Raw genomic sequence first — 26588 nt, 5'->3', positions numbered from 1 at the left:
CCGTTAATCAAAATAGAACGTAAAATTTTATAAGAATATTTAAATTATAATATCTATTAATATATTTCTATCAAAATTTTTACAAAAAGAATGGGCTAGGTTGGAAGATCTTTTCTACTTCAGGAACATGTTTTTTATCAGTAATGAACATAATGATGTGATCATCTTGTTCAATAATATGATAGCTATTTGCAATGATGACTTCATCATCACGAACAATAGCACCGATAATTGTGCCTGGAGGAAGCTTTATTTCTGAAATTTTTCTACCAACAACTTTGGATGTGTTTTCATCACCGTGAGCAATAGCTTCTATCGCTTCAGCAACGCCTTTACGTAAGGATGAAACATTAATTATATCTGCTTTACGAACATGTCCTAATAAAGCGGAAATTGTTGCTTGTTGAGGTGATATAGCGATATCAATGACTCCTCCTTGTACCAGATCAACATAAGCAGAACGTTGGATAAGAACCATCACTTTCTTTGCGCCCATTTTTTTGGCAAGCATAGCTGACATAATATTAGCTTCATCATCATTAGTCAGTGCTATAAAAACATCTGTTTGCTCAATATGTTCTTCCGCTAAAAGCTCTTGATCTGAAGCATCACCATAAAACACGATTGTATCATGTAATAGTTCTGCTAATTCGGTTGCTCTTTCTTGATCACGTTCTATTAATTTGACGCTGTAATCTTTTTCTAGCTGTTTTGCTAGCCCTGCACCAACATTGCCACCACCAACTATCATAATTCGCTTGTAGGGTTTTTCCAGTCGTTGCAGTTCGCTCATTACAGCACGAATATGCTCAGTGGCTACAACAAAGAAGATTTCATCTCCTGCCTCAATAATAGTGGATCCCTGTGGTCGAATGGGTCTATCTTGGCGAAATATAGCAGCAATTCGGGTATCAATATGGGGTAAATGTTCGCGTAAATTTAAGAGGGAATTTCCTACTAATGAACCTCCATAGTAGGCTTTTGCAGCAACAATACTTACTTTACCACTGGCGAAGTTAACAACCTGAAGTGCACCAGGATATTGGATTAATTTATAAATATAATCAATGACAAGCTGCTCTGGAGAAATAAGATAATCAATCGGTATGTGATCAGGGGTAAAAAGTTTTTCAGTTTCTTTGATATATTCAGATGCGCGTATTCTAGCAACTTTATTTGGCGTATTAAAAAGAGAATAAGCAATTTGGCATGCAATCATATTAGTTTCATCTGAATTTGTCACAGCGACTAACATATCAGCATCTTCAGCACCGGCTTCCCTTAGGATCCTAGGGTATGAGCCATGCCCACTGACAACTCTTAGGTCGAATTTATCTTGTAGCTGGCGCAAACGTTCAGTATTAGTATCAACGATAGTGATATCGTTGTTTTCATCAACTAAATTTTCTGCAAGTGTTCCACCAACTTGTCCTGCACCTAATATGATAATTTTCATTATATTTTTATCTTACTGCCAGATTGAGTATTTATTCAAAATAGTAGTGTTAATTTTTTATCAGAGAAGCATAAAAGAAACCGTCTCCTCCACGTTGAGTTGGTAATATTTGTTGGCCTAGTTCCATATTGTTATTTAAAGATGCTTCAGGATGATGAAAAAGAAATTTCTGTATTTGTTCTTTGTTTTCATCCGGTAAAATTGAGCAAGTTGCATAAACCAGGATGCCATTGGTTTTTAAATAAGGCCAGATAGCTTCTAGAATTTCATATTGTAATTTAACTAACTGCTGGATATCAGTCGGTTTTCTTAACCATTTTATATCCGGATGCCTACGAATTACACCTGTCGCAGAGCAAGGTGCATCTAGCAATATACGATCAAATTTCGCACCCGATGTCCATTCTAGTGGTCTACGTCCATCACCAACAATAACTCTTGCATGTAATTTTAGTCGATTAAGATTTTCTTGGATACGTTTTATTCGTAGTTCATCAATATCAACCGCTAAAACATCAGCTTTGGGAGCAAGTTCTAGTATATAAGTTGTTTTACCACCTGGAGCTGCGCAAAGGTCAAGGATATATTCACCATTTTTAGGTGCTAGTAATTCAACGCATTGTTGAGCAGATAAATCTTGAATTGTTACCCAACCTTGGTCAAAGCCTGGTAATTGGTTAACCGCACACGGTTTTTGTAATTTGATAGCGAATTTACTGTCTTTGCTTAAACTGGCCTCTATACCTGCTTGCTGTAATAGTATTAGATAATCGTGAGTAGAATGATACAATTGATTTACTCTTAGCCACATAGGTGGTTTTAGGTTATTGGCCTCAAGAATCTCTTCCCACTGAGCAGGATAAACTTGCTGAATTTTTTCTAATAGCCATTTAGGATGTAAATAATTGCTTTCATTATTATTGGCTTTTGCATTTAATGCTTGTTCTTGCCGTTGAAATTGTCTTAATACACCATTAATTAAGCCTTTTAGTTGAGGATGTTTCAGTGTGATAGCACCATCAACAGTTTCTGCTAGTGCGGCGTGTGGGGGAATACGAGTAAAATGAAGTTGGTAAATTCCTACCATAATAAGATAATGAATAATGCGTTTTTTTCCCTTTAATGGTTTAGTTATTAATTGTTGAATAAACCATTCCAATAAGGGTAACACTCTAAGTACACCAAAACTCAGTTCTTGTAAAAGAGCTTTATCTTTATCTGATATATTTTTTTGCCATTCGGGAAGTACAGTGCTTAATGATTGTTTTTGATCAATAACCTGGGCAATGACTTGGGCACAAATGCTTCTAAGGTTATATTTTTTATTCATGTTAAATATAATTACCCGCTAATCATAAATGCAAACAAGAAATTTATTACTAATTTGGTTGCAATGCTGAATTTATTATTCTGCCAGGAATAAACCATCCGTGACGAGAGTTTAGAAAATCACTAGCTAACATTATTTTTTTACCGGCCGGTTGTATTTTTAAGATATTTAAAATACCTTTCGCGGTTGCCACTTTAATCCCTGTTTTATCGGCACTTAAAATTGTTCCCGGTGGTGAAGCGTCAATTTCATGATCAATGACTTCGGCATACCAAACTTTAATAGGTTGATCTGCAACAATAAAATAACTTACTGGCCAAGGATTGAATGCACGAATACATCGCTCAATTTCTTCAGCCGAAAGTGTCCAATCAATTAATGCTTCATCTTTACTCAGTTTTTCAGCATAGTTAGCGAATGTATCATTTTGTTCTTCTGGTTTTGCTTGATCTGAAGTGAGTAAATCAAGAGTATGTAGGAGTGCAATAGGGCCTAGTTTTGCAAGTTTTTGATATAGGGTTGCGCTAGTATCTTTTAGTTCAATAGGGCAGCTAACTTTGTAAAGCATATCTCCGGTATCCAGACCAATATCCATTTGCATAATCGTAATACCGGTTTCTTTATCACCAGCCCAAATTGAGCGTTGAATTGGCGCTGCACCTCTCCAGCGGGGTAGCAGTGAGCCATGAACATTCAGGCAGCCCATTGGTAGCATATTTAATACAATTTCAGGTAAAATTAGGCCATATGCGACAACAACCATAACATCGGCATGCTGATTTTCAATCCAGCGCTGACTGTCTGCTGTTTTTAGAGTTGTTGGTTGAAAAATAGGAATATTATTTTCTTCGGCTAGCGTTTTTACTGGGCTTGATGCGAGTTTTCGCCCTCTTCCAGCTGGTTTATCAGGTTGTGTCAGAACGCCAACAATTTGATACTTATCCTTGATACCAAGTAATGCAGCTAAATGTTGTGCTGCAAAATCTGGGGTGCCGGCAAAAATGATTCGTAGACAGTCTGACACGTAAAGATCCCTATATTATAAAATATGATAAATATCATTTTGTTGTTTTAGCTTTTAGACGTTCAAGCTTTTCAATTTTCTGCCTAATGCGTTGGCGTTTTAATGCAGAAAGATAGTCAATAAATAATTTGCCATTTAGATGATCTATTTCATGTTGAATACAGATAGCAAGTAGATCATCAGTTTCTAATTCAAACTCTTTCCCATTGATATCTAAAGCTTTAATTTTGACCCATTTAGCACGAGATACAAATGCCCGTTGTTCCGGTACAGAAAGACAACCTTCTTCAATTCCAGTTTCACCAGCTGTTTCTAGGATAACAGGATTTATAAGTACCAATCTTTCATTACGAGATTCTGAAACGTCTATAACAATAATTCTTTGATGAATATTAACCTGTGTTGCGGCTAAACCAATACCTTCTTCTTCATACATCGTTTCAAACATATCATTCACGATACGTTGTATTTCGGCATCAACTTTTTTTACCGGTTCTGCAATTTTGCGAAGACGCTCATCTGGGTAATGTAATATATTTAATACTGACATAAATGTTTAAAGCTATATCCAAAAAGTGAAAGTTATTTAATACCTATTCTAGACATTTCTCATTATGATTGACAGTATTGGTTATAAATGGAACACACTTATTGCCAATTAAGTCTGGAAAGTATATGGATCCAATGGAAATATGGTTACGTATGAGAATGGTCTCTCATCTTTCAACTGTCAATGCTGCTGTTATTGTAGAGAAACTTATTGCATTAAATAATGTTAAAATTGCTTCTCTTCGGGCATGTGGGTTATCACCGAATCAATGTATACAATTTACTCATGCAAATTCAAAAGCTATTTATGCGGCAATGAAATGGCTTGATGTAAGCGAGCATAAACTCATTACGTTATCCGATCCAAATTATCCATATTTATTAAAACAGATATATTCGCCACCAATTATACTCTTCGTTGCTGGTAAAGAGAAAGCGCTTTCTTCTACTCAAATTGCTTTGGTAGGGAGTCGTTATAATGATTTTTATGGTGAGAAATGGGCTCAAATATTTAGTCAAGAACTGGTACATCACAAATTTACAATTACCAGTGGTTTAGCAATAGGTATTGATGGAATTAGCCATAAAACTGCATTAAAACATGATGGAATAACTGTTGCTGTATTAGGTAGTGGTTTAAATAAATTATATCCAACCCAACATATTAGTTTGGCGGATAAAATTAAGGAGCAAGGGGCGTTAGTATCAGAATATCTACCAGATACTCCTCCATTAGCCAAGAATTTTCCGCGTCGAAATCGTATAATTAGTGGCTTAAGTAAAGCAGTCGTTGTGATTGAGGCTGGATTAAAAAGTGGTTCATTAATTACAGCTAAATGTGCATTGGAGCAAGGTAAAGATATTTTTGCCTTACCAGGTGCGTTAGGAAATACCTTATATGAAGGTAATCACTGGTTAATTCAACAGGGGGCTTATTTAGCCTCGTCGCCTCAAGATGTTATTGAATATTTAAACAGTGGACTACAATGGTTACTAGAAAATAAAATCCTATCTGATAATCTATCGATCGATAATTCTATGAATAATATATTGCGTTATATTAATTATGAACCAACGCCTATAGATTTAATTGCTGAAAGAAGTGGCTTATCAATTACTGAGGTATCTGCTCAATTATTGGAATTTGAATTGATGAGTAAAATTATCTTTGTGTCTGGTGGATATATTAGAGTTGAGTAATTAAAGTGAGATGAGCATGCAAAAGCCAACCCTTTTTAGAAAAATGGCAGGTGAAGATAAGGAGCATTGCCCTAAATGTCAAAGTGAACTTATTATTCGAAATGGGGGCTATGGGCCTTTTGTAGCTTGCTCTAACTATCCTAAATGTGATTATGTTCGGCCATTAAAACAAGCAGCAGACAGCCAAATAATTAAAGAATTACCGGATTATTTTTGTCCCAAATGTGGGCATAATTTGGTGTTGAAGCAAGGACGCTTTGGTATGTTTATTGGTTGTAGTCATTATCCTAAATGTGAACATACAGAGTTAATTGATAAACCTGATGAAACATTAATTGAATGCCCACAGTGTCAAGGTGGTGAATTACTGCAAAGAACGTCACGTTTTGGCAAAGTATTTTATGGTTGTAATTGTTATCCTAAATGTCAATTTGTGCTGAATGCTAAACCAATTTCTGGTAAATGTTCTTTCTGTCAGTATCCATTATTAATAGAAAAAAAGGTTTCACAAAATATGAAAATATTTTGTGCAAATAAATTATGTAATAAACAGCAGTAATAAAAATAAATGGAATAAATTGGTATGGTTGATGAAATATCCCCTTCATTTCGGAATATTATTTTAGCGCTAAATGAAGGTAAAATTATAGCCTATCCGACAGAAGCTGTTTTTGGCCTCGGATGTGATCCTGATAACGATAAAGCAGTCCGTAAGTTATTATTATTAAAACAGCGTTCATTGAAAAAAGGACTAATTTTAATAGCTGGAGACTATAAACAATTAACACCTTATATTGATGATAATAAATTAACTAATTTACAAAAAGAAATGATGCTTTCAACAGGGTCTGAGGTTATAACTTGGGTAGTGCCTGCTAGAAAAGACATACCAAAATGGTTAACAGGAAAATTTGATTCACTTGCGGTTCGTATTACAAATTTTGAATTAATTAAAAAGCTTTGTTTTTTATATGGCAAACCATTGATTTCTACTAGTGCTAATTTAAATGGATTATCACCATGCAGAACAAAAGAAGAAGTTATTGCTCAGTTTAATGGCCAAGTATCCGTTTTAGAGGGTTCTGTTGGAGGACGTAAGAATCCATCTGAAATTCGAGATATAATGACAGGTCACTTGTATCGAAAAGGGTAATGCAAATGGAAGAATTTGCGGTATTTGGAAATCCAGTAGTACATAGTAAATCACCACTTATTCATAAATTATTTGCTGAGCAAACTGGTATTAAATATGAATATAGAAAAGTGCTAGTTCCTTTAAATAAATTTGAAGAAAAATTAGATGATTTTTTTTGCCGAGGAGGAAAGGGAGCAAATGTTACTTTACCCTTCAAGGAATTAGCCTACCATAAAGTTGATGAATTAACTGAACAAGCTCAAATATGTGGTTCAATTAATACTATCAAGAGGTTAGATAATCATAGACTACTTGGTGATAATACCGATGGAATAGGTTTAGTTTTAGATCTTGAGCGTTTGCGCTTTATTGAAAAGGGAATGCATATATTAGTAATTGGTGCTGGTGGTGCAGCACGTGGTGTTATAGCTCCTATTTTAAATTATGGCTGTCGAATAACGATTACGAATCGAACATTTAGCAAAGCAGATAAACTAGCAAAACAATTTTCTGCTATCGGGCATATTAATTCATTGATGTTGGAATCTATTCATTCCGCTGAGTATGATTTAGTGATTAATGCGACATCTTCTGGTGTTGCAGGGGAAGTTCCTGCTATTTCATCCAATATATTTAAGCAAAATGTTTTTTGTTATGACATGTTCTATCGATTAAATGAAACACCATTTTTAACATTAGCGAAAACCCACGGAGTATTAAAATATGCTGATGGTATTGGTATGTTAGTCGGTCAGGCGGCTTTTGCTTTTAAACTATGGCACGGTAAATTACCTGATATTTCATCTGTATTACAGCGATTAAAAGAAAATGCTGACATAAATTAGTTGGTATATTATACGGAAAAAATGATAACGATATCAGGTAATAATTAAGGATAGCATCTTTAATAATACACTTATAAGTAAGTATTTTTCCAATTGTCATAATTAGTTGCGGACTGAACTAAGCCTTCTAACTCTTCTGACGATAATTTTCTAATCTGTTTTACAGGACTACCAATATATAAATAACCACTTTCTAATTTTTTGCCTTGAGTGACTAAACTACCTGCACCGATAACGACATCAGCCTCAATCTTTGCGCCATCTAAAATAATTGAACCCATTCCAACCAAAGTTCGGTTACCAATAGTACATCCATGCAACATAACTTTGTGTCCAATGGTAACGTCTTCGCCAATAATAAGAGGATATCCTTGGGGATTAAGTTTATTCTTATGAGTAACATGAAGTACTGAACCATCTTGAATATTAGTTCTTGCTCCGATAGATATATAATTGACATCACCACGTATGACAGTTAGTGGCCAAATACTTACATTATCAGAGATACGTACATCGCCAATTATCACAGCAGTTGGATCGATAAACACACTATTTCCAATAACAGGTTTTGAATGCAAATAAGGTCTTATATTAGAAGTCATTGCTATTTTTATCCTAAGTAAACTATTTGAATTAGTTAACAAACAGTGAATAGATAAATTTGTATTTTATATTATTAAATATTCTTTTTAATCAAATGAAGTGAATTTATATCTAATAAAATACCATATAGTCTTATCTTTGAATTTTTTTAAATCATAAAGTTGAATGGATACTATAAGATCTAGCTAATTTCGTAGAATTTTAATTCATTATGACGAAAATATATTCATATAAATTAAAAACGCAAAAAAATAGTTGAGTAAATTTTTAGGCGCTCTATAATGCGCCCCCACTGAGTCAGTATAGAATGAATCAATTGAATTGAATTTTCTTGACGCAGGGTAAAGAAAAGTAGAAATAACTACTTGACTTTACAGGTGAAAAGCGTAATATACGCCACCTCGCGGCCTAGGTCGCACGCTCTTTAACAATTAATCAGACAATCTGTGTGGGCACTCGCAAGACATCATCAAAAAATATTTGATTTTAAAGTCTTGAAGAGTGACAAAACAGTTAATTCATATATGAACTAATATGCAGTAACGTTATTTTGGACGGCAGCGGCGAAGGTGGTCAAACATCGGCAAAGCGGGTTGAATAAAAGGGCGTTACGGTCAGTAAAACATTCTTTGAGCATCAAGCTTTTAATTGAAGAGTTTGATCATGGCTCAGATTGAACGCTGGCGGCAGGCCTAACACATGCAAGTCGAGCGGCAGCGGAAGGAAGCTTGCTTCCTTGCCGGCGAGCGGCGGACGGGTGATGTTGTGAAATGTTGGGTTAAGTCCCGCAACGAGCGCAACCCTTATCCTTTGTTGCCAGCGATTCGGTCGGGAACTCAAAGGAGACTGCCGGTGATAAACCGGAGGAAGGTGGGGATGACGTCAAGTCATCATGGCCCTTACGAGTAGGGCTACACACGTGCTACAATGGCGTATACAGAGAGAGGCGAGCCAGCGATGGGAAGCGGAACTCAGAAAGTACGTCGAAGTCCGGATTGAGTCTGCAACTCGACTCCATGAAGTCGGAATCGCTAGTAATCGCGGATCAGCATGTCGCGGTGAATACGTTCCCGGGCCTTGTACACACCGCCCGTCACACCATGGGAGTGGGTTGCAAAAGAAGTAGGTAGCTTAACCTTTTGGATGGCGCTTACCACTTTGTGATTCATGACTGGGGTGAAGTCGTAACAAGGTAACCGTAGGGGAACCTGCGGTTGGATCACCTCCTTACCTAGATAGATGGAATGTGAGTGTTCACACAGATTGTCTGATGAAGATTGAGCAGAAGGTATCATTAGGCTTGTAGCTCAGGTGGTTAGAGCGCACCCCTGATAAGGGTGAGGTCGGTGGTTCAAGTCCACTCAGGCCTACCAACATTGCTGACGGAAGTGGCTGAAAGGCAAGGTTAGCAGTAAGGTGTAATGATACGACAATCTTAATGGGGCTATAGCTCAGCTGGGAGAGCGCCTGCTTTGCACGCAGGAGGTCAGCGGTTCGATCCCGCTTAGCTCCACCATATTGCAAGATAAAAATAGAAAAAAAGTTATTCAGAGCAGGCTGGCAACAGTATGCTGCGAATAATAATGCTCTTTAACAATCTGGAACAAGCTGAAAATTGAAACACACATTATTGAAAAAATAGTGTGGAGAACTCTCAAAACTCCAATTTGAAGTGTTATTCAAATAGGCAGACGAGTAGCATGAGCGAGCAGGGTGAAATTTGCGGCGTAGGCGCGCAGTCAGCGCAGCGTACATAAGTACGTGAGCATGACGAGCACCGCACAACAAAAAATTTCGCACGGCGCAGCCATGACGCTTCTCTATTATTTGATAAGAGACACCTTCGGGTTGTGAGGTTAAGCGAATGAAGCGTACACGGTGGATGCCTAGGCAGTCAGAGGCGATGAAGGACGTGCTAATCTGCGAAAAGCGTCGGTAAGCTGATATGAAGCGTACTAGCCGGCGATGTCCGAATGGGGAAACCCAGTGCATTAATGCACTATCGTTTGATGAATTCATAGTCAAACGAGGCGAACCGGGGGAACTGAAACATCTCAGTACCCCGAGGAAAAGAAATCAACCGAGATTCCCCCAGTAGCGGCGAGCGAACGGGGAGCAGCCCAGAGTCAACATCAATATTTACCGCAGGAGAAGGGTCTGGAAAGGCCGGCAATAAAGGGTGATAGCCCCGTATCTGAAACGGTAAGTGTTGTGAACTCGAAGAGTAGGGCGGGACACGTGTTATCCTGTCTGAATATGGGGGGACCATCCTCCAAGGCTAAATACTCCTGACTGACCGATAGTGAACCAGTACCGTGAGGGAAAGGCGAAAAGAACCCCGGCGAGGGGAGTGAAATAGAACCTGAAACCGTGTACGTACAAGCAGTGGGAGCACCCGAAAGGGTGTGACTGCGTACCTTTTGTATAATGGGTCAGCGACTTATATTCTGTAGCAAGGTTAACCGCATAGGGGAGCCGTAGGGAAACCGAGTCTTAACTGGGCGTTAAGTTGCAGGGTATAGACCCGAAACCCGGTGATCTAGCCATGGGCAGGTTGAAGGTTGGGTAACACTAACTGAAGGACCGAACCGACTAATGTTGAAAAATTAGCGGATGACTTGTGGCTGGGGGTGAAAGGCCAATCAAACCGGGAGATAGCTGGTTCTCCCCGAAAGCTATTTAGGTAGCGCCTCGTGAATTCATCTTCGGGGGTAGAGCACTGTTTCGGCTAGGGGGTCATCCCGACTTACCAACCCGATGCAAACTACGAATACCGAAGAATGTTATCACGGGAGACACACGGCGGGTGCTAACGTCCGTCGTGAAGAGGGAAACAACCCAGACCGCCAGCTAAGGTCCCAAAGTCATGGTTAAGTGGGAAACGAAGTGGGAAGGCTTAGACAGCCAGGATGTTGGCTTAGAAGCAGCCATCATTTAAAGAAAGCGTAATAGCTCACTGGTCGAGTCGGCCTGCGCGGAAGATGTAACGGGGCTAAACCATGCACCGAAGCTGCGGCAGCGACATTTAGATGTTGTTGGGTAGGGGAGCGTTCTGTAAGCCGTAGAAGGTGGACTGAGAGGTCTGCTGGAGGTATCAGAAGTGCGAATGCTGACATAAGTAACGATAAAGCGGGTGAAAAACCCGCTCGCCGAAAGACCAAGGTTTCCTGTCCAACGTTAATCGGGGCAGGGTAAGTCGACCCCTAAGGCGAGGCTGAAAAGCGTAGTCGATGGGAAACGGGTTAATATTCCCGTACTAAGGGTTACTGCGAAGGGGGGACGGAGAAGGCTAGGCTATCCGGGCGACGGTTGTCCCGGTTTAAGCGAGTAGGTGGGTAGTGCAGGCAAATCCGCACTGCTACAACACTGAGACGTGATGACGAGCCACCAAGGTGGTGAAGTAGTTGATGCCCAGCTTCCAGGAAAAGCCTCTAAGCGATAGGTAATCATTAATCGTACCCCAAACCGACACAGGTGGTTAGGTAGAGAATACTCAGGCGCTTGAGAGAACTCGGGTGAAGGAACTAGGCAAAATGGTGCCGTAACTTCGGGAGAAGGCACGCTGGCATTAGGTGAAGGGTCTAGCATCCGGAGCTGAAGCCAGTCGAAGATACCAGCTGGCTGCAACTGTTTATTAAAAACACAGCACTGTGCAAACACGAAAGTGGACGTATACGGTGTGACGCCTGCCCGGTGCTGGAAGGTTAATTGATGGGGTAAGCCGTAAGGCGAAGCTCTTGATCGAAGCCCCAGTAAACGGCGGCCGTAACTATAACGGTCCTAAGGTAGCGAAATTCCTTGTCGGGTAAGTTCCGACCTGCACGAATGGCGTAATGATGGCCAGGCTGTCTCCACCCGAGACTCAGTGAAATTGAACTCGCTGTGAAGATGCAGTGTACCCGCGGCAAGACGGAAAGACCCCGTGAACCTTTACTATAGCTTGACACTGAACATTGAGCCTTGATGTGTAGGATAGGTGGGAGGCTTTGAAGTGTGGACGCCAGTCTGCATGGAGCCAACGTTGAAATACCACCCTTTAATGTTTGATGTTCTAACTTGGGCCCGTAATCCGGGCTGAGGACAGTGTCTGGTGGGTAGTTTGACTGGGGCGGTCTCCTCCCAAAGTGTAACGGAGGAGCACGAAGGTTGGCTAATCACGGTCGGACATCGTGAGGTTAGTGCAAAGGCATAAGCCAGCTTGACTGCGAGCGTGACGGCGCGAGCAGGTACGAAAGTAGGTCTTAGTGATCCGGTGGTTCTGAATGGAAGGGCCATCGCTCAACGGATAAAAGGTACTCCGGGGATAACAGGCTGATACCGCCCAAGAGTTCATATCGACGGCGGTGTTTGGCACCTCGATGTCGGCTCATCACATCCTGGGGCTGAAGTAGGTCCCAAGGGTATGGCTGTTCGCCATTTAAAGTGGTACGCGAGCTGGGTTTAGAACGTCGTGAGACAGTTCGGTCCCTATCTGTCGTGGGCGAAGGAAGATTGAGGGGGGCTGCTCCTAGTACGAGAGGACCGGAGTGGACGCACCACTGGTGTACAGGTTGTCATGCCAATGGCATCGCCTGGTAGCTAAGTGCGGAAGAGATAACCGCTGAAAGCATCTAAGCGGGAAACTTGCCTCAAGATGAGTCTTCCCTGACAGTAATGTCCTATAAGGGGTGTTCGAGACGAGGACGTAGATAGGCTGGGTGTGTAAGCGTAGCGATACGTTGAGCTAACCAGTACTAATGACCCGAGAGGCTTAACCTGACAACACCGAAGGTGTTTTTGGAGAGAGAATTTTAGCTTGTTTTGAGATTGAATCTGGTCGAATTTTGCTGAAGGCCGAGGTGTGTTTGCTACTGAGGTAGGTGAGCAGCCTGTAAGGCAGCGAAATGAGACGGGATAAATAGAAAAGAATTTGTCTGGCGGTAATAGCGCGGTGGTCCCACCTGACCCCATGCCGAACTCAGAAGTGAAATGCCGTAGCGCCGATGGTAGTGTGGGGTCTCCCCATGTGAGAGTAGGGAGCTGCCAGACTTTGATTATGTTAAGAAAGCCACCTTTGGGTGGCTTTTTGACGTTTTATTGTTTGATTTTGTAACTCTTATCTATTCTCTATATATCTACATTAATAGACTATATAATTACTATATATTAATTGAGTTTTGATATATGCATTCTGATAATCATAATGAATTAAAAAAATATAATACTTTTAGTCTTGATGCTAAGGCAAAAGCAATATACTCGGCTACTTCAGTAGAAGAGTTGCTTATGTTATGGAAAAATGCACGACTAAAAGGGTGGCCTATTTTATTATTGGGCGGCGGGAGTAATGTTCTCTTCATTAGTGACTTTGATGGCCTGGTTATTTTAAATCGAATTATGGCGTTAGAAATAACTGAATCAGCTAAGGAATGGTTTATTCATGTTGGCGCAGGAAATAATTGGCATCAATTGGTTGAAACACTTATAAAAAATGGCATCTATGGATTAGAAAATATGGCGTTAATTCCTGGATCTGTAGGGGCTGCGCCTATACAAAATATCGGTGCTTATGGTATGGAATTTAAAGATGCATGTCATTATGTCGATATTGTTAATCTAAATAATGGTCAACAATATCGTTTGGATGCCGCTGAATGTCAATTTGGTTATCGGGATAGTATTTTTAAGCATAAATATCGTGAAAATTTTGCTATTGTTGCAGTTGGTCTGAAGCTTAACAAGCTATGGCAACCCAGATTAACCTATGCTGGTTTGACTTCCTTAGCAGCACAAACAGTGACAGCGGAAACTATCTTTGACGCTGTTTGTAAAATCCGGCAAAGTAAGTTACCTGATCCATTTTTGGTAGGAAATGCGGGTAGTTTTTTTAAAAATCCCGTTATTTCTAGTATGGCGGCAAATGAAATAAAGGCCCATTATCCTCGATGTCCAGAATATCCTCAAATTGATGGTACAGTAAAGCTTGCTGCTGGATGGCTCATTGATCAATGTGATCTAAAGGGTTATCAATGTGGTGGCGCGGCAGTACATAAGGAGCAAGCATTGATTTTAATTAATAAAAATAATGCGACTGGAGAAGATATTGTAGATTTAGCCCGTTATATCCGAAAAAAGATTATAGAGAAATTTGCTATTACACTAGAACCAGAAGTGCGTTTTATTGGTAAATATGGTGAAGTAAATGCTATGGATGCTATTTCATGAAAGATGTAACTATTCCTTTAAAACTCATCAAAATACTTTCTGATGGTAGTATACATTCAGGCGAGCAGTTGGGTGAATTACTTGGCATGACGCGAGCTGGTATTAATAAACACATTCACACACTACGTAAATGGGGTATTGAGGTTAATACTATTACTAGTAAGGGTTACCAACTTACTAGAAAAATGGATTTATTAGACTACGAGCGAATTTATGGTTTAGTGAGACGCGGAAATATAATAGTAAAACCGGTTATTAATTCTACCAATCAATATCTACTTGAGCGCATTGATCAATTAAGTTCTGGTGATGCTTGTGTTGCAGAATATCAAACAGCCGGTAGAGGGAGGCGTGGTCGATATTGGGCTTCTCCTTTCGGCTGTAATCTTTATTTATCATTGTACTGGCATTTAGACCAAGGGCCGGCTGCTGCCATGGGTCTAAGCTTGGTTGCGGGGATTGTGATAGCTGAGACCCTTAATAAATTGAGCGGTAGTAATATAAAAGTTAAATGGCCTAATGATCTTTATCTTAATGAAAAAAAGCTTGCAGGTATTTTAATTGAAATGGTAGGTAAAACTGGCGATGCGGCACATATTGTGATTGGTATTGGGCTTAATATTGCAATGAGTCGTAATTATGAAACAAATATTAATCAAGGATGGATTAATCTTGAGCAGGCTGGTATTCAAATAGAAAGAAATGTGATCGCAGGTCAGATCATTATGGCATTACGTCATGAATTAGTGCAATTTGAGAAATATGGTCTTGTTCCTTTTATTAAGCGTTGGCTGGCGTTGGATAATTTTTTACATAAAAAAGTAAGATTACATATTGGTGATCACCTTGAAATCGGTATCGTGAAAGGTATTAATGAACACGGCGCAATTTTGTTAGAACAAAATGGTGAAATTGTTTCTTATATAGGTGGTGAAATTTCATTACGGCCAGATAATTAGAACAATTGAGTCGAAGCTAATCATCGACTCAATGTTTGAAATTATTTTCTTAATCTAACATTTGTAATTGAATGATTAGAGCCTTTAGTCATGATCAAACTGGCTCTTTCTTTGGTTGGTATTATATTCTCTTCCAAATTTATTTTATTAATTTCTTCCCATATTGTTTTAGCTGTATTGATTGCTTCTTCTTGCTCTAATTTAGAATAATGGTAGAAATAGGCGTGAGGGTCGGAAAAAGCGCCTTGGCAAAATTTCAAAAATCGACTGATATACCATTTTTTCAATAAATTTTCCGGAGCATCAACATAAATTGAAAAATCGACAAAGTCAGATACAAAAACATGATGGGGAGCATGCGGATAATCCATTCCGCTTTGCAAAACGTTTAAACCTTCCAAAATAAGAATATCAGGCTGCTCAATCACTTGCTTTTTATCGGGAACGATATCATAAGTAAAATGGGAGTATACCGGAGCGGTAACCTGTTTGACTCCAGATTTTATATCAGAAACAAATTTTACTAAACGATGCATATCATAGGATTGCGGAAATCCTTTTTTCTTCATTATTCCACGTTCGTTTAAAATCTGATTTGGGTATAAGAAACCATCTGTTGTAATAAGATCAACTTTACGATGCTCGGGCCACCGACTTAATAAAGTTTGTAATAGGCGAGCTGTGGTACTTTTACCAACTGCAACACTGCCTGCAATACCGATAACATAAGGTACTTTAGTACCATTAGTACCTAAGAATTGTTGTAAAACTGTTTGTCTACGTAAATTTGAACTGATATAGAAATTAAGTAGCCGTGAAATAGGAAGATAAATTTTATTTACTTCATCCATTGAAATTTCATCATTGATACCCTTCAGTTCCAGCAGCTCTTTATCCGTTAGTAGCTCTAGTGGAACAGAATCACGTAATGTTGCCCAATGTTCACGGTCAAATTCTAAATAAGGTGTTATTGAAAAGTTTTGTTGTTGTTTCATAAGTCAACATTTACCTGTGTACAGGTTGTCATAATCATTCATAACCAATAAAAAAATAGATTGCATAATAACGATTGAATATCTTTAGGCGTAGAGTTTTTTCTGTTTTTTTTGTATTAATTAAATAATTGATCACAATTCATCCGTTTTTTATTTTTAGCAATGAAATAATATTGTATGTTTTACGATACGTTTTTATTAGTGAGAAAAATTTGATGTCATTTTTCACTAGAGTAAATAGTAAATAAAAAATTTATACTGTTGAGTATTTAAACATTTACTATAGAAAAAAGCAGCAAAAAAGGTTAAAGTGAGTGTTTTATAAGCAAAAGAACAAATATTTTAATTTTTTTGTTGCAACATGCTCGTTCTCTACCTAGAATGCGCAGCACCTGATGCCGGCATAGCTCAGTTGGTAGAGCAACTGACTTGTAATCAGTAGGTCCCGAGTTCGACTCTTGGTGCCGGCACCATTAAAAATTTGGATATAAGTAAAAGGTGGGATTCCCGAGCGGCCAAAGGGAGCAGACTGTAAATCTGCCGTCACAGACTTCGAAGGTTCGAATCCTTCTCCCACCACCATAAGTTTCATCTTAAGTGTTCAGCTTAAAATGCTACCTCGATGCAAAATACTTAAGATAAAATTTGCAGCTGATTAAAGTCAGGTAGCCGAGTTCATCGCGGGCATCGTATAATGGCTATTACCTCAGCCTTCCAAGCTGATGATGCGGGTTCGATTCCCGCTGCCCGCTCCAAGATGTGCTGATATAGCTCAGTTGGTAGAGCACACCCTTGGTAAGGGTGAGGTCGGCAGTTCGAATCTGCCTATCAGCACCACTCCTAGAATGTGTTCTTAATTGTTCCCTGATTTTTTTCCTGCGAAAAAACAAGCAACGAGTATATGACTTTTACTGCTTGGTTAATGTGGTGTAACCACCGATTCCGTGTCTTAGAGGGACAATCTAATGTCTAAAGAAAAATTTGAACGTAAAAAACCGCACGTTAACGTTGGTACAATCGGCCACGTTGACCATGGTAAAACAACTTTAACTGCAGCAATCACCACCGTATTAGCGAAAACTTATGGCGGTAGTGCACGTGCATTTGATCAAATTGATAATGCACCGGAAGAAAAAGCGCGCGGTATCACAATTTCTACCTCTCACGTAGAATATGATACGCCAACCCGCCATTATGCCCACGTTGATTGCCCAGGCCACGCAGATTATGTAAAAAACATGATCACCGGTGCGGCACAAATGGACGGCGCGATTTTAGTGGTTGCGGCAACAGATGGTCCAATGCCACAAACACGTGAGCATATCCTATTAGGTCGCCAGGTAGGAGTTCCTTACATCATCGTTTTCCTGAACAAATGTGATATGGTAGATGATGAAGAGCTGCTGGAATTGGTTGAAATGGAAGTGCGTGAGCTTCTTTCTCAGTATGATTTCCCAGGAGACGACACGCCGGTAATCAAAGGTTCAGCGTTGAAGGCGTTGGAAGGCGTTGCTGAGTGGGAAGAGAAAATTCTAGAGTTAGCGAAAGCATTAGATGACTACATCCCAGAGCCAGAGCGTGCGATAGATAAACCGTTCTTGTTGCCAATCGAAGACGTATTTTCAATCTCAGGCCGTGGAACCGTAGTAACAGGCCGTGTAGAGCGTGGTGTAGTTAAGGTTGGTGAAGAAGTTGAAATCGTCGGAATTAAAGAGACGACCAAAACGACGTGTACGGGCGTAGAAATGTTCCGCAAACTGCTGGACGAAGGTCGTGCAGGTGAGAACGTAGGTGTATTATTACGTGGTACCAAGCGTGAAGATGTAGAGCGTGGTCAAGTATTAGCAAAACCAGGTTCAATTAATCCGCATACTCAATTTGAATCAGAAGTATATATTTTGAGCAAAGATGAGGGCGGTCGCCACACGCCATTCTTTAAAGGTTACCGTCCACAGTTTTATTTTAGAACGACGGATGTAACGGGCACAATCGAGTTGCCAGAAGGCGTAGAGATGGTAATGCCAGGTGATAATATCAACATGAAAGTGACGTTGATAGCGCCAATCGCGATGGATGAAGGATTGCGTTTTGCGATCCGTGAAGGTGGCCGTACAGTCGGTGCCGGTGTCGTTGCTAAAATTATTGCTTAATCTTTAGAGCAATAATTGTAAAAAGGGCATCATCTGATGCCTTTTTTATACTAGCTTGGATAATTTAAGAACCTATCTCATCAATAGTTTATATGGTAGTTTAATTATTGGTGAGATAGGCTCTGATTAAAGAATTATTGGATGTCTCTCAATAGTTGAATGTCATACTGGTTTATGGCGTAAAGTGAGATACAATAGTGGTATGTTTTATTTCGGTCAAATTTGAATTGTTTTACGAGGCAAATTGACTTTTTATTATATCATAGTAGCGGGTTGATTTATGAGTGTGAATAGCGATGCTCAAGAAAGCGGACGTAGTTTTGATGTAGCAAAATGGGTATTAGTCGCGATTCTTTTAGTTATTGCTATTGTTGGTAATTATTATTTCCGACAATACAATCTTGCATTACGTGTCATAGCAGTTGTTGCTATTGCCGCGCTTGCTGGTGGCATTGCATTGTGGACAGCAAAAGGAAAAGCAACTTTAGTATTTGCTCGCGAAGCTCGTATTGAAATGCGTAAAGTCATTTGGCCAACGCGCCAGGAAACATTACAGACAACATTAATTGTTGCGGCAGTTACTGCCGTTATGGCACTAATTCTTTGGGGATTAGATGGTATACTGGTGCGTTTAGTTTCATTTATTACAGGCCTGAGGTTCTAAGATGTCTGAATCCCCTAAAAAACGCTGGTATGTTATTCAAGCATTTTCTGGTTTTGAAGCTAGAGTTGCCCAGTCATTGCGTGAACATATCAAGTTGCATGATATGGAAGATAAGTTTGGTGAAGTGATGGTGCCAACCGAAGAAGTTATGGAAATTCGAAGTGGCCAACGTCGTAAAAGTGAACGAAAATTCTTTCCAGGATATGTTTTAGTTCAAATGACTATGGATGATGCTAGCTGGCATTTAGTGCGCAGTGTACCACGTGTTATGGGTTTTATTGGTGGTACACCAGATCGCCCAGCTCCTATTAGCGATAAAGAAGTTGATGCGATTATGAATCGCTTGCAGCAAGTAGGGGATAAGCTGCGACCCAAAACACTGTTTGAGCCAGGAGAAATGGTTCGTGTTAGTGATGGTCCATTTGCAGATTTCAACGGTGTGGTTGAAGAAGTTGATTATGAAAAGAGCCGTCTTAAAGTATCGGTTTCTATTTTCGGTCGTGCAACACCGGTAGAATTAGATTTTAGTCAAGTAGAAAAAGTGTAATACACTTGGCAACTTGCTAAAGGCGGGAAATTTAGCTACAATTTCGCGCTTTTATTTTTTATAGTCTGAAAATTGCACAGGTCATTATATACACAGGGGAGCTTCATAATTGAAGCGACATTACCCAATTAGAGGAAATATGCATGGCTAAGAAAGTACAAGCCTATGTTAAGCTGCAAGTTGCAGCAGGCATGGCTAATCCTAGTCCTCCTGTTGGTCCAGCTTTGGGTCAGCAAGGTGTGAATATCATGGAATTTTGTAAAGCGTTTAATGCTAAGACAGATAGCTTAGAAAAAGGCTTGCCAATTCCAGTTGTAATTACTGTCTATTCAGACCGTTCATTTACATTTATAACCAAGACACCACCTGCCGCCGTATTACTGAAAAAAGCAGCAGGTGTTAAATCAGGTTCAGGTACACCAAATAAAGAGAAAGTTGGTAAAGTAACCAGCGCACAAATTCGTGAAATTGCTGAAACTAAAGCTGCGGATATGACAGGGGCTGATATTGAAGCGATGATGCGTTCAATTGAAGGTACTGCTCGTTCCATGGGCTTGGTGGTGGAGGGTTAATCAATGGCTAAACTAACCAAGCGTATGCGCAATATCCGTGAAAAGATTGATGCAACTAAACAATATGATATTACTGAAGCAATTACACTCTTGAAAGAATTAGCGACGGCTAAATTTGTAGAAAGCGTTGACGTTGCAGTTAATCTTGGTATTGATGCACGTAAATCTGATCAAAATGTTCGTGGGGCAACTGTTTTGCCGCATGGTACCGGTCGTTCTGTTCGTGTTGCGGTATTTACTCAAGGAGCAAATGCTGAAGCTGCAACAGCTGCTGGAGCTGAATTAGTTGGTATGGAAGAACTGGCTGATAAAATTAAAAAGGGTGAAATGGACTTTGATGTTGTTATTGCTTCGCCAGACGCAATGCGCATTGTTGGCCAGTTAGGTCAGATTTTAGGACCTCGTGGCTTAATGCCAAATCCTAAAGTTGGTACAGTAACGCCTAATATCGCTGAAGCGGTTCAAAATGCCAAAGCTGGTCAGATCCGTTATCGTAATGATAAAAACGGTATCATTCATACCACTATCGGTAAAGTTGATTTTGACGATAGTAAATTAAAAGAAAACCTTGAAGCACTATTGGTTGCGTTGAAAAAAGCAAAACCCTCTTCTGCTAAAGGTGTTTATATTAAGAAAATTAGCCTATCTACTACGATGGGAGCAGGAGTTGCTGTTGATCAAGCAGGATTATCTGCGTCAGCATAATTTTTGAGTATCATTTTTAGCTTTACCTTTGTGTTAAATTTGTATAGAATTTGGCGCCTTATGTTTGCTATTTCTATTTTAAACAGAAAATAGCAAACGCTGAATTTAGGTTGGTGCCTGGCCTTATCCAGGCCCCGTCCAAGACCGTAGGTGTAAGTGATTACTTAATATCCTACGTAGACGGTGACAGAGCCACTAAGATTAATTTCTGGATTCTGCTCACCGTATTTAACGCTCAAACATATGGGATGTTTTGAGTGATGTGAGTCCCGGGGTAACCCGGTTAATCCAGGAGCAAGAAGCTAATGGCACTAAATCTTCAAGACAAACAAGCGATTGTTGCTGAAGTCAGCGAAGTAGCCAAAGGTGCGCTGTCTGCAGTTGTCGCGGATTCTCGTGGTGTAGCTGTAGATAAAATGACTGAACTGCGTAAAGCAGGTCGCGAAGCAGGTGTTTATCTGCGTGTTGTTCGTAATACGTTGATGCGCCGTGTTGTTGAAGGTACTGCTTATGAGTGCCTCAAAGAAGCGTTTATTGGTCCAACCTTGATTGCTTTTTCTAATGAACATCCGGGCGCAGCAGCTCGTTTGTTTAAAGAATTCGCGAAAGCGAATCCAGCATTCGAGATTAAAGCAGCAGCCTTTGAAGGAGAGCTTATCCCAGCGAATCAAATCGATCGTTTGGCAACTCTTCCAACTTACGAAGAAGCAATTGCGCGTCTGATGTCAACCATGAAAGAAGCCTCTGCAGGTAAATTGGTTCGAACTCTGGCGGCACTACGCGATCAGAAAGAAGCTGCTTAAAGCTATTTCCGTTGTTGCTTTTTAACGTATAAAATATTTCTGAATTTTAGGAACCCTTGTTATGTCTGTAATAACTAAAGAACAAATTCTTGATGCAGTTGCAGAAATGTCTGTAATGGACGTTGTTGCACTGATCACTATGATGGAAGAGAAGTTTGGCGTTTCTGCTGCGGCAGCAGTCGCAGTTGCTGCACCAGGTGCAGCTGAAGCAGTTGAAGAAAAAACTGAATTTGATGTTATCTTGTCTGCTATTGGTGCTAACAAAGTTGCGGTTATTAAAGCTGTTCGTACAGCAACTGGCTTAGGACTAAAAGAAGCTAAAGAAATGGTAGAATCAGCGCCAGCAACAATTAAAGAAGCAGTAAGCAAAGACGAATCTGAAACATTGAAGAAATCGCTGGAAGACGCGGGTGCTTCTGTTGAAGTTAAATAAGCTTTGCTTTAAGTTGGCAGCCTAATTTTATAGGCTGACGGCTGGTGATTTTTTAGTCACCAGCCTTTTTGCGCTATAAAGTGTATTAGGGTATCAGTAATATTTCACACTGTTTAGTTACTGAGTGATCCTTTCAATGCTTTTTGCTATTGACGACTTAATATACTGCGTTTATGACTCTGACAATTAAAGCTTGGTAGTTATATAATGCAATGAAATGATTTAAGAGTAATAGCAATAAGTATTATGGAAAATAATCTGTTTTCCGTTCCAAAAAATAGTGTTGCAGATGCTGTCCTTTAGGACGGACAGAGTGGGCCACTGATCAGCAAGCTGAGGAACCCTATGGTTTACTCCTATACCGAGAAAAAACGTATTCGTAAGGATTTTGGCAAACGTCCGCAAGTTTTGGATGTTCCTTATCTTTTATCTATCCAACTTGACTCGTTCGCTAAATTTATCGAGCAAGATTTAGAAGGTCAGAATGGGCTGGAAGCAGCATTCCGTTCTGTATTTCCAATTCAAAGCTATAGTGGCAATGCTGAATTGCAATATGTTAGCTATCGTCTTGGTGAACCTGTATTTGATGTTAAAGAATGTCAGATCCGTGGTGTCACTTATTCTGCTCCTTTACGGGTTAAGCTACGCCTTGTTATTTACGAGCGTGAAGCACCAGAAGGCACAGTAAAGGATATAAAAGAGCAAGAAGTTTACATGGGTGAAATTCCACTCATGACAGATAATGGTACTTTTATTATCAATGGTACAGAGCGTGTTATTGTCTCTCAATTACATCGCAGCCCTGGTGTATTTTTTGATAGTGATAAAGGTAAAACCCATTCTTCAGGTAAGGTATTATATAATGCACGCATTATTCCTTACCGTGGTTCATGGTTAGATTTTGAATTTGATCCTAAAGATAATCTTTTCGTTCGTATTGATCGCCGTCGTAAATTACCGGCGACCATTATTCTACGTGCGATGGATTATGGTACCGGAGAAATCCTCAATCTCTTTTTTGAGAAAACGATTTTCCAAATCAGTGATAATAAACTGTTGATGACGTTGATACCTGAACGTTTGCGTGGTGAAACGGCTTCTTTTGATATTGAAGCCAACGGTAAAGTCTATATTGAAAAGGGCCGCCGTATTACTGGACGTCACATTCGTCAGCTAGAAAAAGACCAAGTCAGCAGCATTGAAGTACCTGTTGAGTATATTGCTGGTAAAGTGGTAGCTAAAGATTACATTGATGAAAGTACCGGCGAATTAATCTGTACAGCTAATACAGAGCTTTCTCTGGATATGTTGGCACGTCTAAGTCAAGGCGGTCATAAAACCATTGAGACCTTATTTACTAATGACTTAGATCATGGTGCGTATATTTCAGAAACATTGCGTACTGATCCAACAAATGATCGTTTAAGTGCATTAGTTGAAATTTACCGTATGATGCGTCCAGGCGAGCCACCTACTCGCGAAGCGGCAGAAAATCTGTTTGAGAACTTATTCTTTTCTGAAGAACGTTATGATCTTTCCGCTGTAGGGCGCATGAAATTTAATCGCTCACTAGATCGTGAAGCAATTGAAGGCTCAAGCATCTTAAGTAAACAAGATATCATTGATGTGATGAAAAAACTCATTGGTATTCGTAACGGTAAAGGTGAAGTTGATGATATTGACCATTTAGGTAACCGTCGTATTCGTTCGGTTGGCGAAATGGCTGAAAATCAGTTCCGAGTTGGTTTAGTGCGAGTTGAGCGTGCGGTTAAAGAGCGTTTATCATTAGGTGATTTAGATGCATTAATGCCTCAGGACATGATTAACGCGAAGCCTATTTCTGCTGCGGTTAAAGAGTTTTTTGGTTCCAGCCAATTATCGCAGTTTATGGATCAGAATAACCCACTGTCTGAAATCACACATAAACGTCGTATTTCAGCATTAGGGCCAGGTGGATTAACACGTGAACGAGCTGGCTTTGAAGTTCGTGACGTACATCCAACGCACTACGGACGTGTATGTCCAATTGAAACACCTGAAGGACCAAATATCGGTTTGATTAACTCATTGTCTGTCTATGCACAAACCAATGAGTATGGTTTTTTGGAAACGCCTTATCGTTTGGTACGAGATGGTATCGTTACTGATGAAATTCATTATTTGTCAGCGATTGAAGAAGGTAACTACATCATTGCTCAGGCGAATACTGTTTTAGATGATGATGGTCGGTTTGTTGAAGAATTAATCACTTGCCGTAATAAAGGTGAATCCAGTTTATTCAGCCAAGATCAAGTGGAATATATGGACGTTTCAACCCAGCAGGTTGTTTCTGTTGGAGCTTCATTAATTCCATTCCTTGAGCATGATGACGCAAACCGTGCATTGATGGGCGCGAACATGCAACGTCAGGCGGTACCGACGTTACGCTCAGATAAACCATTGGTTGGAACGGGTATGGAGCGTGCTGTTGCTGTTGACTCTGGGGTAACAGCGGTAGCTAAACGTGGTGGTACCGTTCAGTATGTTGACGCTTCACGTATTGTTATCAAAGTTAATGAAGATGAAATGTATCCTGGTGAAGCTGGCATTGATATCTATAATCTGACTAAATATACGCGTTCTAATCAGAACACTTGTATTAATCAAATGCCATGTGTTTCGCTCGGTGAACCGATTGAACGCGGTGATGTTTTGGCTGATGGACCATCGACTGATTTAGGTGAATTGGCGCTTGGTCAAAATATGCGCGTGGCGTTCATGCCCTGGAATGGTTACAACTTTGAAGATTCTATTTTGGTATCTGAACGAGTGGTACAGGAAGATCGTTTCACCACCATTCATATTCAGGAATTAGCTTGTGTATCGCGTGATACTAAGTTAGGGCCAGAAGAGATTACGGCAGATATTCCTAACGTAGGTGAAGCTGCATTATCCAAATTGGATGAATCAGGTATTGTTTATATCGGTGCTGAAGTAACGGGCGGCGACATTCTGGTTGGTAAGGTAACACCGAAAGGTGAAACGCAATTAACGCCAGAAGAGAAATTGTTGCGCGCCATTTTTGGTGAAAAAGCTTCTGATGTTAAAGATTCTTCACTGCGGGTACCAAATGGGGTATCAGGAACGGTTATTGATGTACAAGTCTTTACCCGTGATGGCGTAGAGAAAGATAAACGTGCGTTAGAAATCGAAGAAATGCAGCTTCGTGATGCGAAGAAAGACTTAACTGAAGAGTTGCGTATCTTTGAAGCAGGTCTATTTGCCCGTATCCGAGCAGTACTAACTAATGGCGGTATTGAAGGTGAAAAACTGGATAAATTACCGCGTGAACGTTGGTTAGAATTATCCTTAAAGGATGAAGAAAAACAAAACCAGCTAGAGCAATTAGCTGAGCAGTATGATGAGCTGAAAGCTGAATTTGAGAAGAAGCTAGAGGCTAAACGTCGTAAGATCACTCAAGGTGATGATTTAGCGCCAGGCGTATTGAAAATCGTTAAAGTTTATTTGGCAGTAAAACGCCAAATCCAACCGGGCGATAAAATGGCCGGCCGGCATGGTAACAAAGGTGTTATTTCAAAAATAAACCCTGTTGAAGACATGCCTTACGATGAAAGTGGTAACCCTGTTGATATCGTTTTGAACCCACTGGGCGTACCATCACGTATGAATATTGGTCAAATTCTGGAAACCCATTTGGGGATGGCTGCTAAAGGTATTGGTGATAAAATCAATGCCATGCTGAAACAACAGCGTGAAGTAGCCAAATTGAGAGAATTTATTCAGAAAGCTTATGACTTAGGAGATGATCCTCGTCAAAAAGTTGATCTCAGTACCTTTTCTGATGAACAAGTTCTGCGGTTAGCACATAATTTGAAGAAAGGTATGCCAATTGCGACACCGGTCTTTGATGGTGCAAAAGAAAAGGAAATCAAAGAACTATTGACTTTAGCTGAGTTGCCGACTTCCGGTCAGATTACATTGTATGATGGTCGTACAGGCGAGAAATTTGAACGTCAGGTGACAGTTGGCTATATGTATATGCTAAAACTGAATCATCTTGTTGATGATAAAATGCATGCACGTTCAACAGGCTCCTATAGTCTGGTTACTCAACAACCGTTGGGTGGTAAAGCACAGTTTGGTGGTCAGCGTTTTGGTGAGATGGAAGTTTGGGCTCTGGAAGCATATGGCGCCGCTTACACCTTGCAAGAAATGCTTACCGTTAAATCCGATGATGTGAACGGACGTACTAAGATGTATAAAAACATCGTAGACGGCAACCATCAGATGGAACCAGGGATGCCGGAGTCTTTCAATGTATTATTGAAAGAGATCCGTTCGCTGGGTATTAACATCGAACTGGAAGACGAGTAATAAGTGATGTTGTAAAGCTTAGTCGCGACTAAGCTTTATA

At 40.0% G+C, this 26588-nt stretch carries 20 protein-coding genes, 6 tRNA genes, 2 rRNA genes and 2 other annotated features; of the genes, 22 read left to right on the top strand and 6 right to left on the bottom strand.

Annotation, left to right across the window (positions count from 1 at the left end; all coding sequences use genetic code 11):
- Positions 1–79: 79 nt before the first annotated feature.
- Genes trkA through def form a run of 4 tightly spaced genes read right to left on the bottom strand, consistent with a single transcriptional unit; the run spans position 80 to position 4360 of the window.
- Positions 80–1456, bottom strand: a complete 1377-nt coding sequence (gene trkA, locus WH390_RS12910) for a Trk system potassium transporter TrkA (protein WP_032116404.1) — start codon at positions 1454–1456, stop codon at positions 80–82.
- 49 nt (positions 1457–1505) lie between these two features.
- Positions 1506–2786: a 16S rRNA (cytosine(967)-C(5))-methyltransferase RsmB gene (rsmB, locus tag WH390_RS12905; protein ID WP_032116405.1), complete on the bottom strand. Its 1281-nt coding sequence runs from the start codon at positions 2784–2786 to the stop codon at positions 1506–1508.
- 49 nt (positions 2787–2835) lie between these two features.
- Positions 2836–3810, bottom strand: coding sequence for a methionyl-tRNA formyltransferase (fmt, locus tag WH390_RS12900; RefSeq protein WP_032116406.1), 975 nt, complete (start codon positions 3808–3810; stop codon positions 2836–2838).
- Between the two features lie 34 nt (positions 3811–3844).
- Positions 3845–4360 carry a peptide deformylase gene (gene def, locus WH390_RS12895; protein ID WP_032116407.1) on the bottom strand — a complete coding sequence of 172 codons (516 nt, stop codon included), beginning with the start codon at positions 4358–4360 and terminating at the stop codon, positions 3845–3847.
- A gap of 125 nt (positions 4361–4485) precedes the next feature.
- Between def and dprA the strand changes: the two genes are divergently transcribed.
- Genes dprA through aroE form a run of 4 tightly spaced genes read left to right on the top strand, consistent with a single transcriptional unit; the run spans position 4486 to position 7539 of the window.
- Complete coding sequence (gene dprA / locus WH390_RS12890) at positions 4486–5559, top strand: DNA-processing protein DprA (RefSeq protein ID WP_032116408.1); 1074 nt, start codon at positions 4486–4488, stop codon at positions 5557–5559.
- Positions 5560–5575: 16 nt separating this feature from the next.
- Positions 5576–6118 carry a topoisomerase DNA-binding C4 zinc finger domain-containing protein gene (locus tag WH390_RS12885; protein WP_148305601.1) on the top strand — a complete coding sequence of 181 codons (543 nt, stop codon included), beginning with the start codon at positions 5576–5578 and terminating at the stop codon, positions 6116–6118.
- A gap of 24 nt (positions 6119–6142) precedes the next feature.
- Complete coding sequence (locus WH390_RS12880) at positions 6143–6712, top strand: Sua5/YciO/YrdC/YwlC family protein (protein ID WP_032116409.1); 570 nt, start codon at positions 6143–6145, stop codon at positions 6710–6712.
- 5 nt (positions 6713–6717) lie between these two features.
- Positions 6718–7539, top strand: a complete 822-nt coding sequence (gene aroE / locus WH390_RS12875; protein ID WP_032116410.1) for a shikimate dehydrogenase — start codon at positions 6718–6720, stop codon at positions 7537–7539.
- 71 nt (positions 7540–7610) lie between these two features.
- Here the strand turns inward: aroE and WH390_RS12870 are convergent, their stop codons facing one another.
- Positions 7611–8141, bottom strand: a complete 531-nt coding sequence (locus WH390_RS12870; RefSeq protein ID WP_032116411.1) for a gamma carbonic anhydrase family protein — start codon at positions 8139–8141, stop codon at positions 7611–7613.
- Positions 8142–8793: 652 nt separating this feature from the next.
- Positions 8794–9208: a sequence feature (16S ribosomal RNA rRNA prediction is too short), on the top strand.
- A gap of 18 nt (positions 9209–9226) precedes the next feature.
- Positions 9227–9359: a sequence feature (16S ribosomal RNA rRNA prediction is too short), on the top strand.
- 79 nt (positions 9360–9438) lie between these two features.
- On the opposite strand from WH390_RS12870, the gene WH390_RS12865 reads away from it, so the two are divergent.
- From WH390_RS12865 to birA, 6 genes are all read left to right on the top strand, one after another.
- Positions 9439–9515 (top strand) — tRNA-Ile (locus tag WH390_RS12865).
- A 67-nt stretch (positions 9516–9582) separates the two neighbouring features.
- Positions 9583–9658 (top strand) — tRNA-Ala (locus tag WH390_RS12860).
- A gap of 338 nt (positions 9659–9996) precedes the next feature.
- Positions 9997–12900, top strand: a 23S ribosomal RNA gene (locus tag WH390_RS12855).
- Between the two features lie 154 nt (positions 12901–13054).
- Positions 13055–13170 (top strand): 5S ribosomal RNA (gene rrf / locus WH390_RS12850).
- Between the two features lie 135 nt (positions 13171–13305).
- A complete protein-coding gene (murB, locus tag WH390_RS12845; RefSeq protein ID WP_032116413.1) occupies positions 13306–14346 on the top strand; it encodes a UDP-N-acetylmuramate dehydrogenase in 1041 nt (346 codons plus the stop codon).
- Positions 14343–15305: a bifunctional biotin--[acetyl-CoA-carboxylase] ligase/biotin operon repressor BirA gene (birA, locus tag WH390_RS12840; RefSeq protein WP_032116414.1), complete on the top strand. Its 963-nt coding sequence runs from the start codon at positions 14343–14345 to the stop codon at positions 15303–15305. Before murB ends, birA begins: the two co-directional genes overlap by 4 nt.
- Positions 15306–15346: 41 nt before the next feature.
- Here the strand turns inward: birA and coaA are convergent, their stop codons facing one another.
- Positions 15347–16300 carry a type I pantothenate kinase gene (gene coaA, locus WH390_RS12835; protein ID WP_032116415.1) on the bottom strand — a complete coding sequence of 318 codons (954 nt, stop codon included), beginning with the start codon at positions 16298–16300 and terminating at the stop codon, positions 15347–15349.
- Between the two features lie 397 nt (positions 16301–16697).
- Between coaA and WH390_RS12830 the strand changes: the two genes are divergently transcribed.
- The 12 genes from WH390_RS12830 (at position 16698) to rpoB (ending at position 26548) form a co-directional block, all read left to right on the top strand.
- Positions 16698–16773: transfer RNA gene (locus WH390_RS12830), tRNA-Thr, on the top strand.
- Between the two features lie 24 nt (positions 16774–16797).
- Positions 16798–16882 (top strand) — tRNA-Tyr (locus WH390_RS12825).
- Between the two features lie 98 nt (positions 16883–16980).
- Positions 16981–17055 (top strand) — tRNA-Gly (locus tag WH390_RS12820).
- A 6-nt stretch (positions 17056–17061) separates the two neighbouring features.
- Positions 17062–17137 (top strand) — tRNA-Thr (locus WH390_RS12815).
- Positions 17138–17265: 128 nt separating this feature from the next.
- A complete protein-coding gene (tuf, locus tag WH390_RS12810) occupies positions 17266–18450 on the top strand; it encodes an elongation factor Tu (RefSeq protein ID WP_032116381.1) in 1185 nt (394 codons plus the stop codon).
- 280 nt (positions 18451–18730) lie between these two features.
- Positions 18731–19114, top strand: a complete 384-nt coding sequence (secE, locus tag WH390_RS12805; RefSeq protein WP_032116416.1) for a preprotein translocase subunit SecE — start codon at positions 18731–18733, stop codon at positions 19112–19114.
- 1 nt (position 19115) lies between these two features.
- Positions 19116–19661 (top strand): transcription termination/antitermination protein NusG, encoded by a 546-nt coding sequence (gene nusG, locus WH390_RS12800; RefSeq protein ID WP_032116417.1) that lies wholly within the window; start codon positions 19116–19118, stop codon positions 19659–19661.
- 143 nt (positions 19662–19804) lie between these two features.
- Positions 19805–20233, top strand: a complete 429-nt coding sequence (rplK, locus tag WH390_RS12795) for a 50S ribosomal protein L11 (protein ID WP_032116418.1) — start codon at positions 19805–19807, stop codon at positions 20231–20233.
- Positions 20234–20236: 3 nt separating this feature from the next.
- Complete coding sequence (gene rplA, locus WH390_RS12790) at positions 20237–20938, top strand: 50S ribosomal protein L1 (protein ID WP_032116419.1); 702 nt, start codon at positions 20237–20239, stop codon at positions 20936–20938.
- Positions 20939–21243: 305 nt separating this feature from the next.
- The gene (gene rplJ, locus WH390_RS12785; protein WP_032116420.1) at positions 21244–21741 is read left to right on the top strand and encodes a 50S ribosomal protein L10; all 498 of its coding nucleotides are present in this window, start codon (positions 21244–21246) and stop codon (positions 21739–21741) included.
- A gap of 61 nt (positions 21742–21802) precedes the next feature.
- Entirely contained in the window at positions 21803–22174 is a 372-nt protein-coding gene (rplL, locus tag WH390_RS12780) for a 50S ribosomal protein L7/L12 (protein WP_032116421.1), read from the top strand.
- Between the two features lie 345 nt (positions 22175–22519).
- The gene (gene rpoB, locus WH390_RS12775) at positions 22520–26548 is read left to right on the top strand and encodes a DNA-directed RNA polymerase subunit beta (RefSeq protein WP_032116422.1); all 4029 of its coding nucleotides are present in this window, start codon (positions 22520–22522) and stop codon (positions 26546–26548) included.
- Positions 26549–26588: the final 40 nt, after the last annotated feature.

Source organism: Candidatus Arsenophonus nilaparvatae (assembly GCF_045346035.1).
GTDB classification, from domain to species: domain Bacteria; phylum Pseudomonadota; class Gammaproteobacteria; order Enterobacterales; family Enterobacteriaceae; genus Arsenophonus; species Arsenophonus nilaparvatae.
The sequence above is the reverse complement of the archived record's forward strand: the minus strand, read 5'-3'. Positions and strand labels throughout refer to the sequence as shown.

Coding starts and splice junctions, on each gene's coding strand:
- trkA (WP_032116404.1), bottom strand. CDS start 1,456: ATGAAAATTATCATATTAGGTGCAGGACAAGTTGGTGGAACACTTGCA.
- rsmB (WP_032116405.1), bottom strand. CDS start 2,786: ATGAATAAAAAATATAACCTTAGAAGCATTTGTGCCCAAGTCATTGCC.
- def (WP_032116407.1), bottom strand. CDS start 4,360: ATGTCAGTATTAAATATATTACATTACCCAGATGAGCGTCTTCGCAAA.
- dprA (WP_032116408.1), top strand. CDS start 4,486: ATGGATCCAATGGAAATATGGTTACGTATGAGAATGGTCTCTCATCTT.
- WH390_RS12885 (WP_148305601.1), top strand. CDS start 5,576: ATGCAAAAGCCAACCCTTTTTAGAAAAATGGCAGGTGAAGATAAGGAG.
- WH390_RS12880 (WP_032116409.1), top strand. CDS start 6,143: ATGGTTGATGAAATATCCCCTTCATTTCGGAATATTATTTTAGCGCTA.
- aroE (WP_032116410.1), top strand. CDS start 6,718: ATGGAAGAATTTGCGGTATTTGGAAATCCAGTAGTACATAGTAAATCA.
- WH390_RS12870 (WP_032116411.1), bottom strand. CDS start 8,141: ATGACTTCTAATATAAGACCTTATTTGCATTCAAAACCTGTTATTGGA.
- murB (WP_032116413.1), top strand. CDS start 13,306: ATGCATTCTGATAATCATAATGAATTAAAAAAATATAATACTTTTAGT.
- birA (WP_032116414.1), top strand. CDS start 14,343: ATGAAAGATGTAACTATTCCTTTAAAACTCATCAAAATACTTTCTGAT.
- coaA (WP_032116415.1), bottom strand. CDS start 16,300: ATGAAACAACAACAAAACTTTTCAATAACACCTTATTTAGAATTTGAC.
- tuf (WP_032116381.1), top strand. CDS start 17,266: ATGTCTAAAGAAAAATTTGAACGTAAAAAACCGCACGTTAACGTTGGT.
- secE (WP_032116416.1), top strand. CDS start 18,731: ATGAGTGTGAATAGCGATGCTCAAGAAAGCGGACGTAGTTTTGATGTA.
- nusG (WP_032116417.1), top strand. CDS start 19,116: ATGTCTGAATCCCCTAAAAAACGCTGGTATGTTATTCAAGCATTTTCT.
- rplK (WP_032116418.1), top strand. CDS start 19,805: ATGGCTAAGAAAGTACAAGCCTATGTTAAGCTGCAAGTTGCAGCAGGC.
- rplA (WP_032116419.1), top strand. CDS start 20,237: ATGGCTAAACTAACCAAGCGTATGCGCAATATCCGTGAAAAGATTGAT.
- rplJ (WP_032116420.1), top strand. CDS start 21,244: ATGGCACTAAATCTTCAAGACAAACAAGCGATTGTTGCTGAAGTCAGC.
- rplL (WP_032116421.1), top strand. CDS start 21,803: ATGTCTGTAATAACTAAAGAACAAATTCTTGATGCAGTTGCAGAAATG.
- rpoB (WP_032116422.1), top strand. CDS start 22,520: ATGGTTTACTCCTATACCGAGAAAAAACGTATTCGTAAGGATTTTGGC.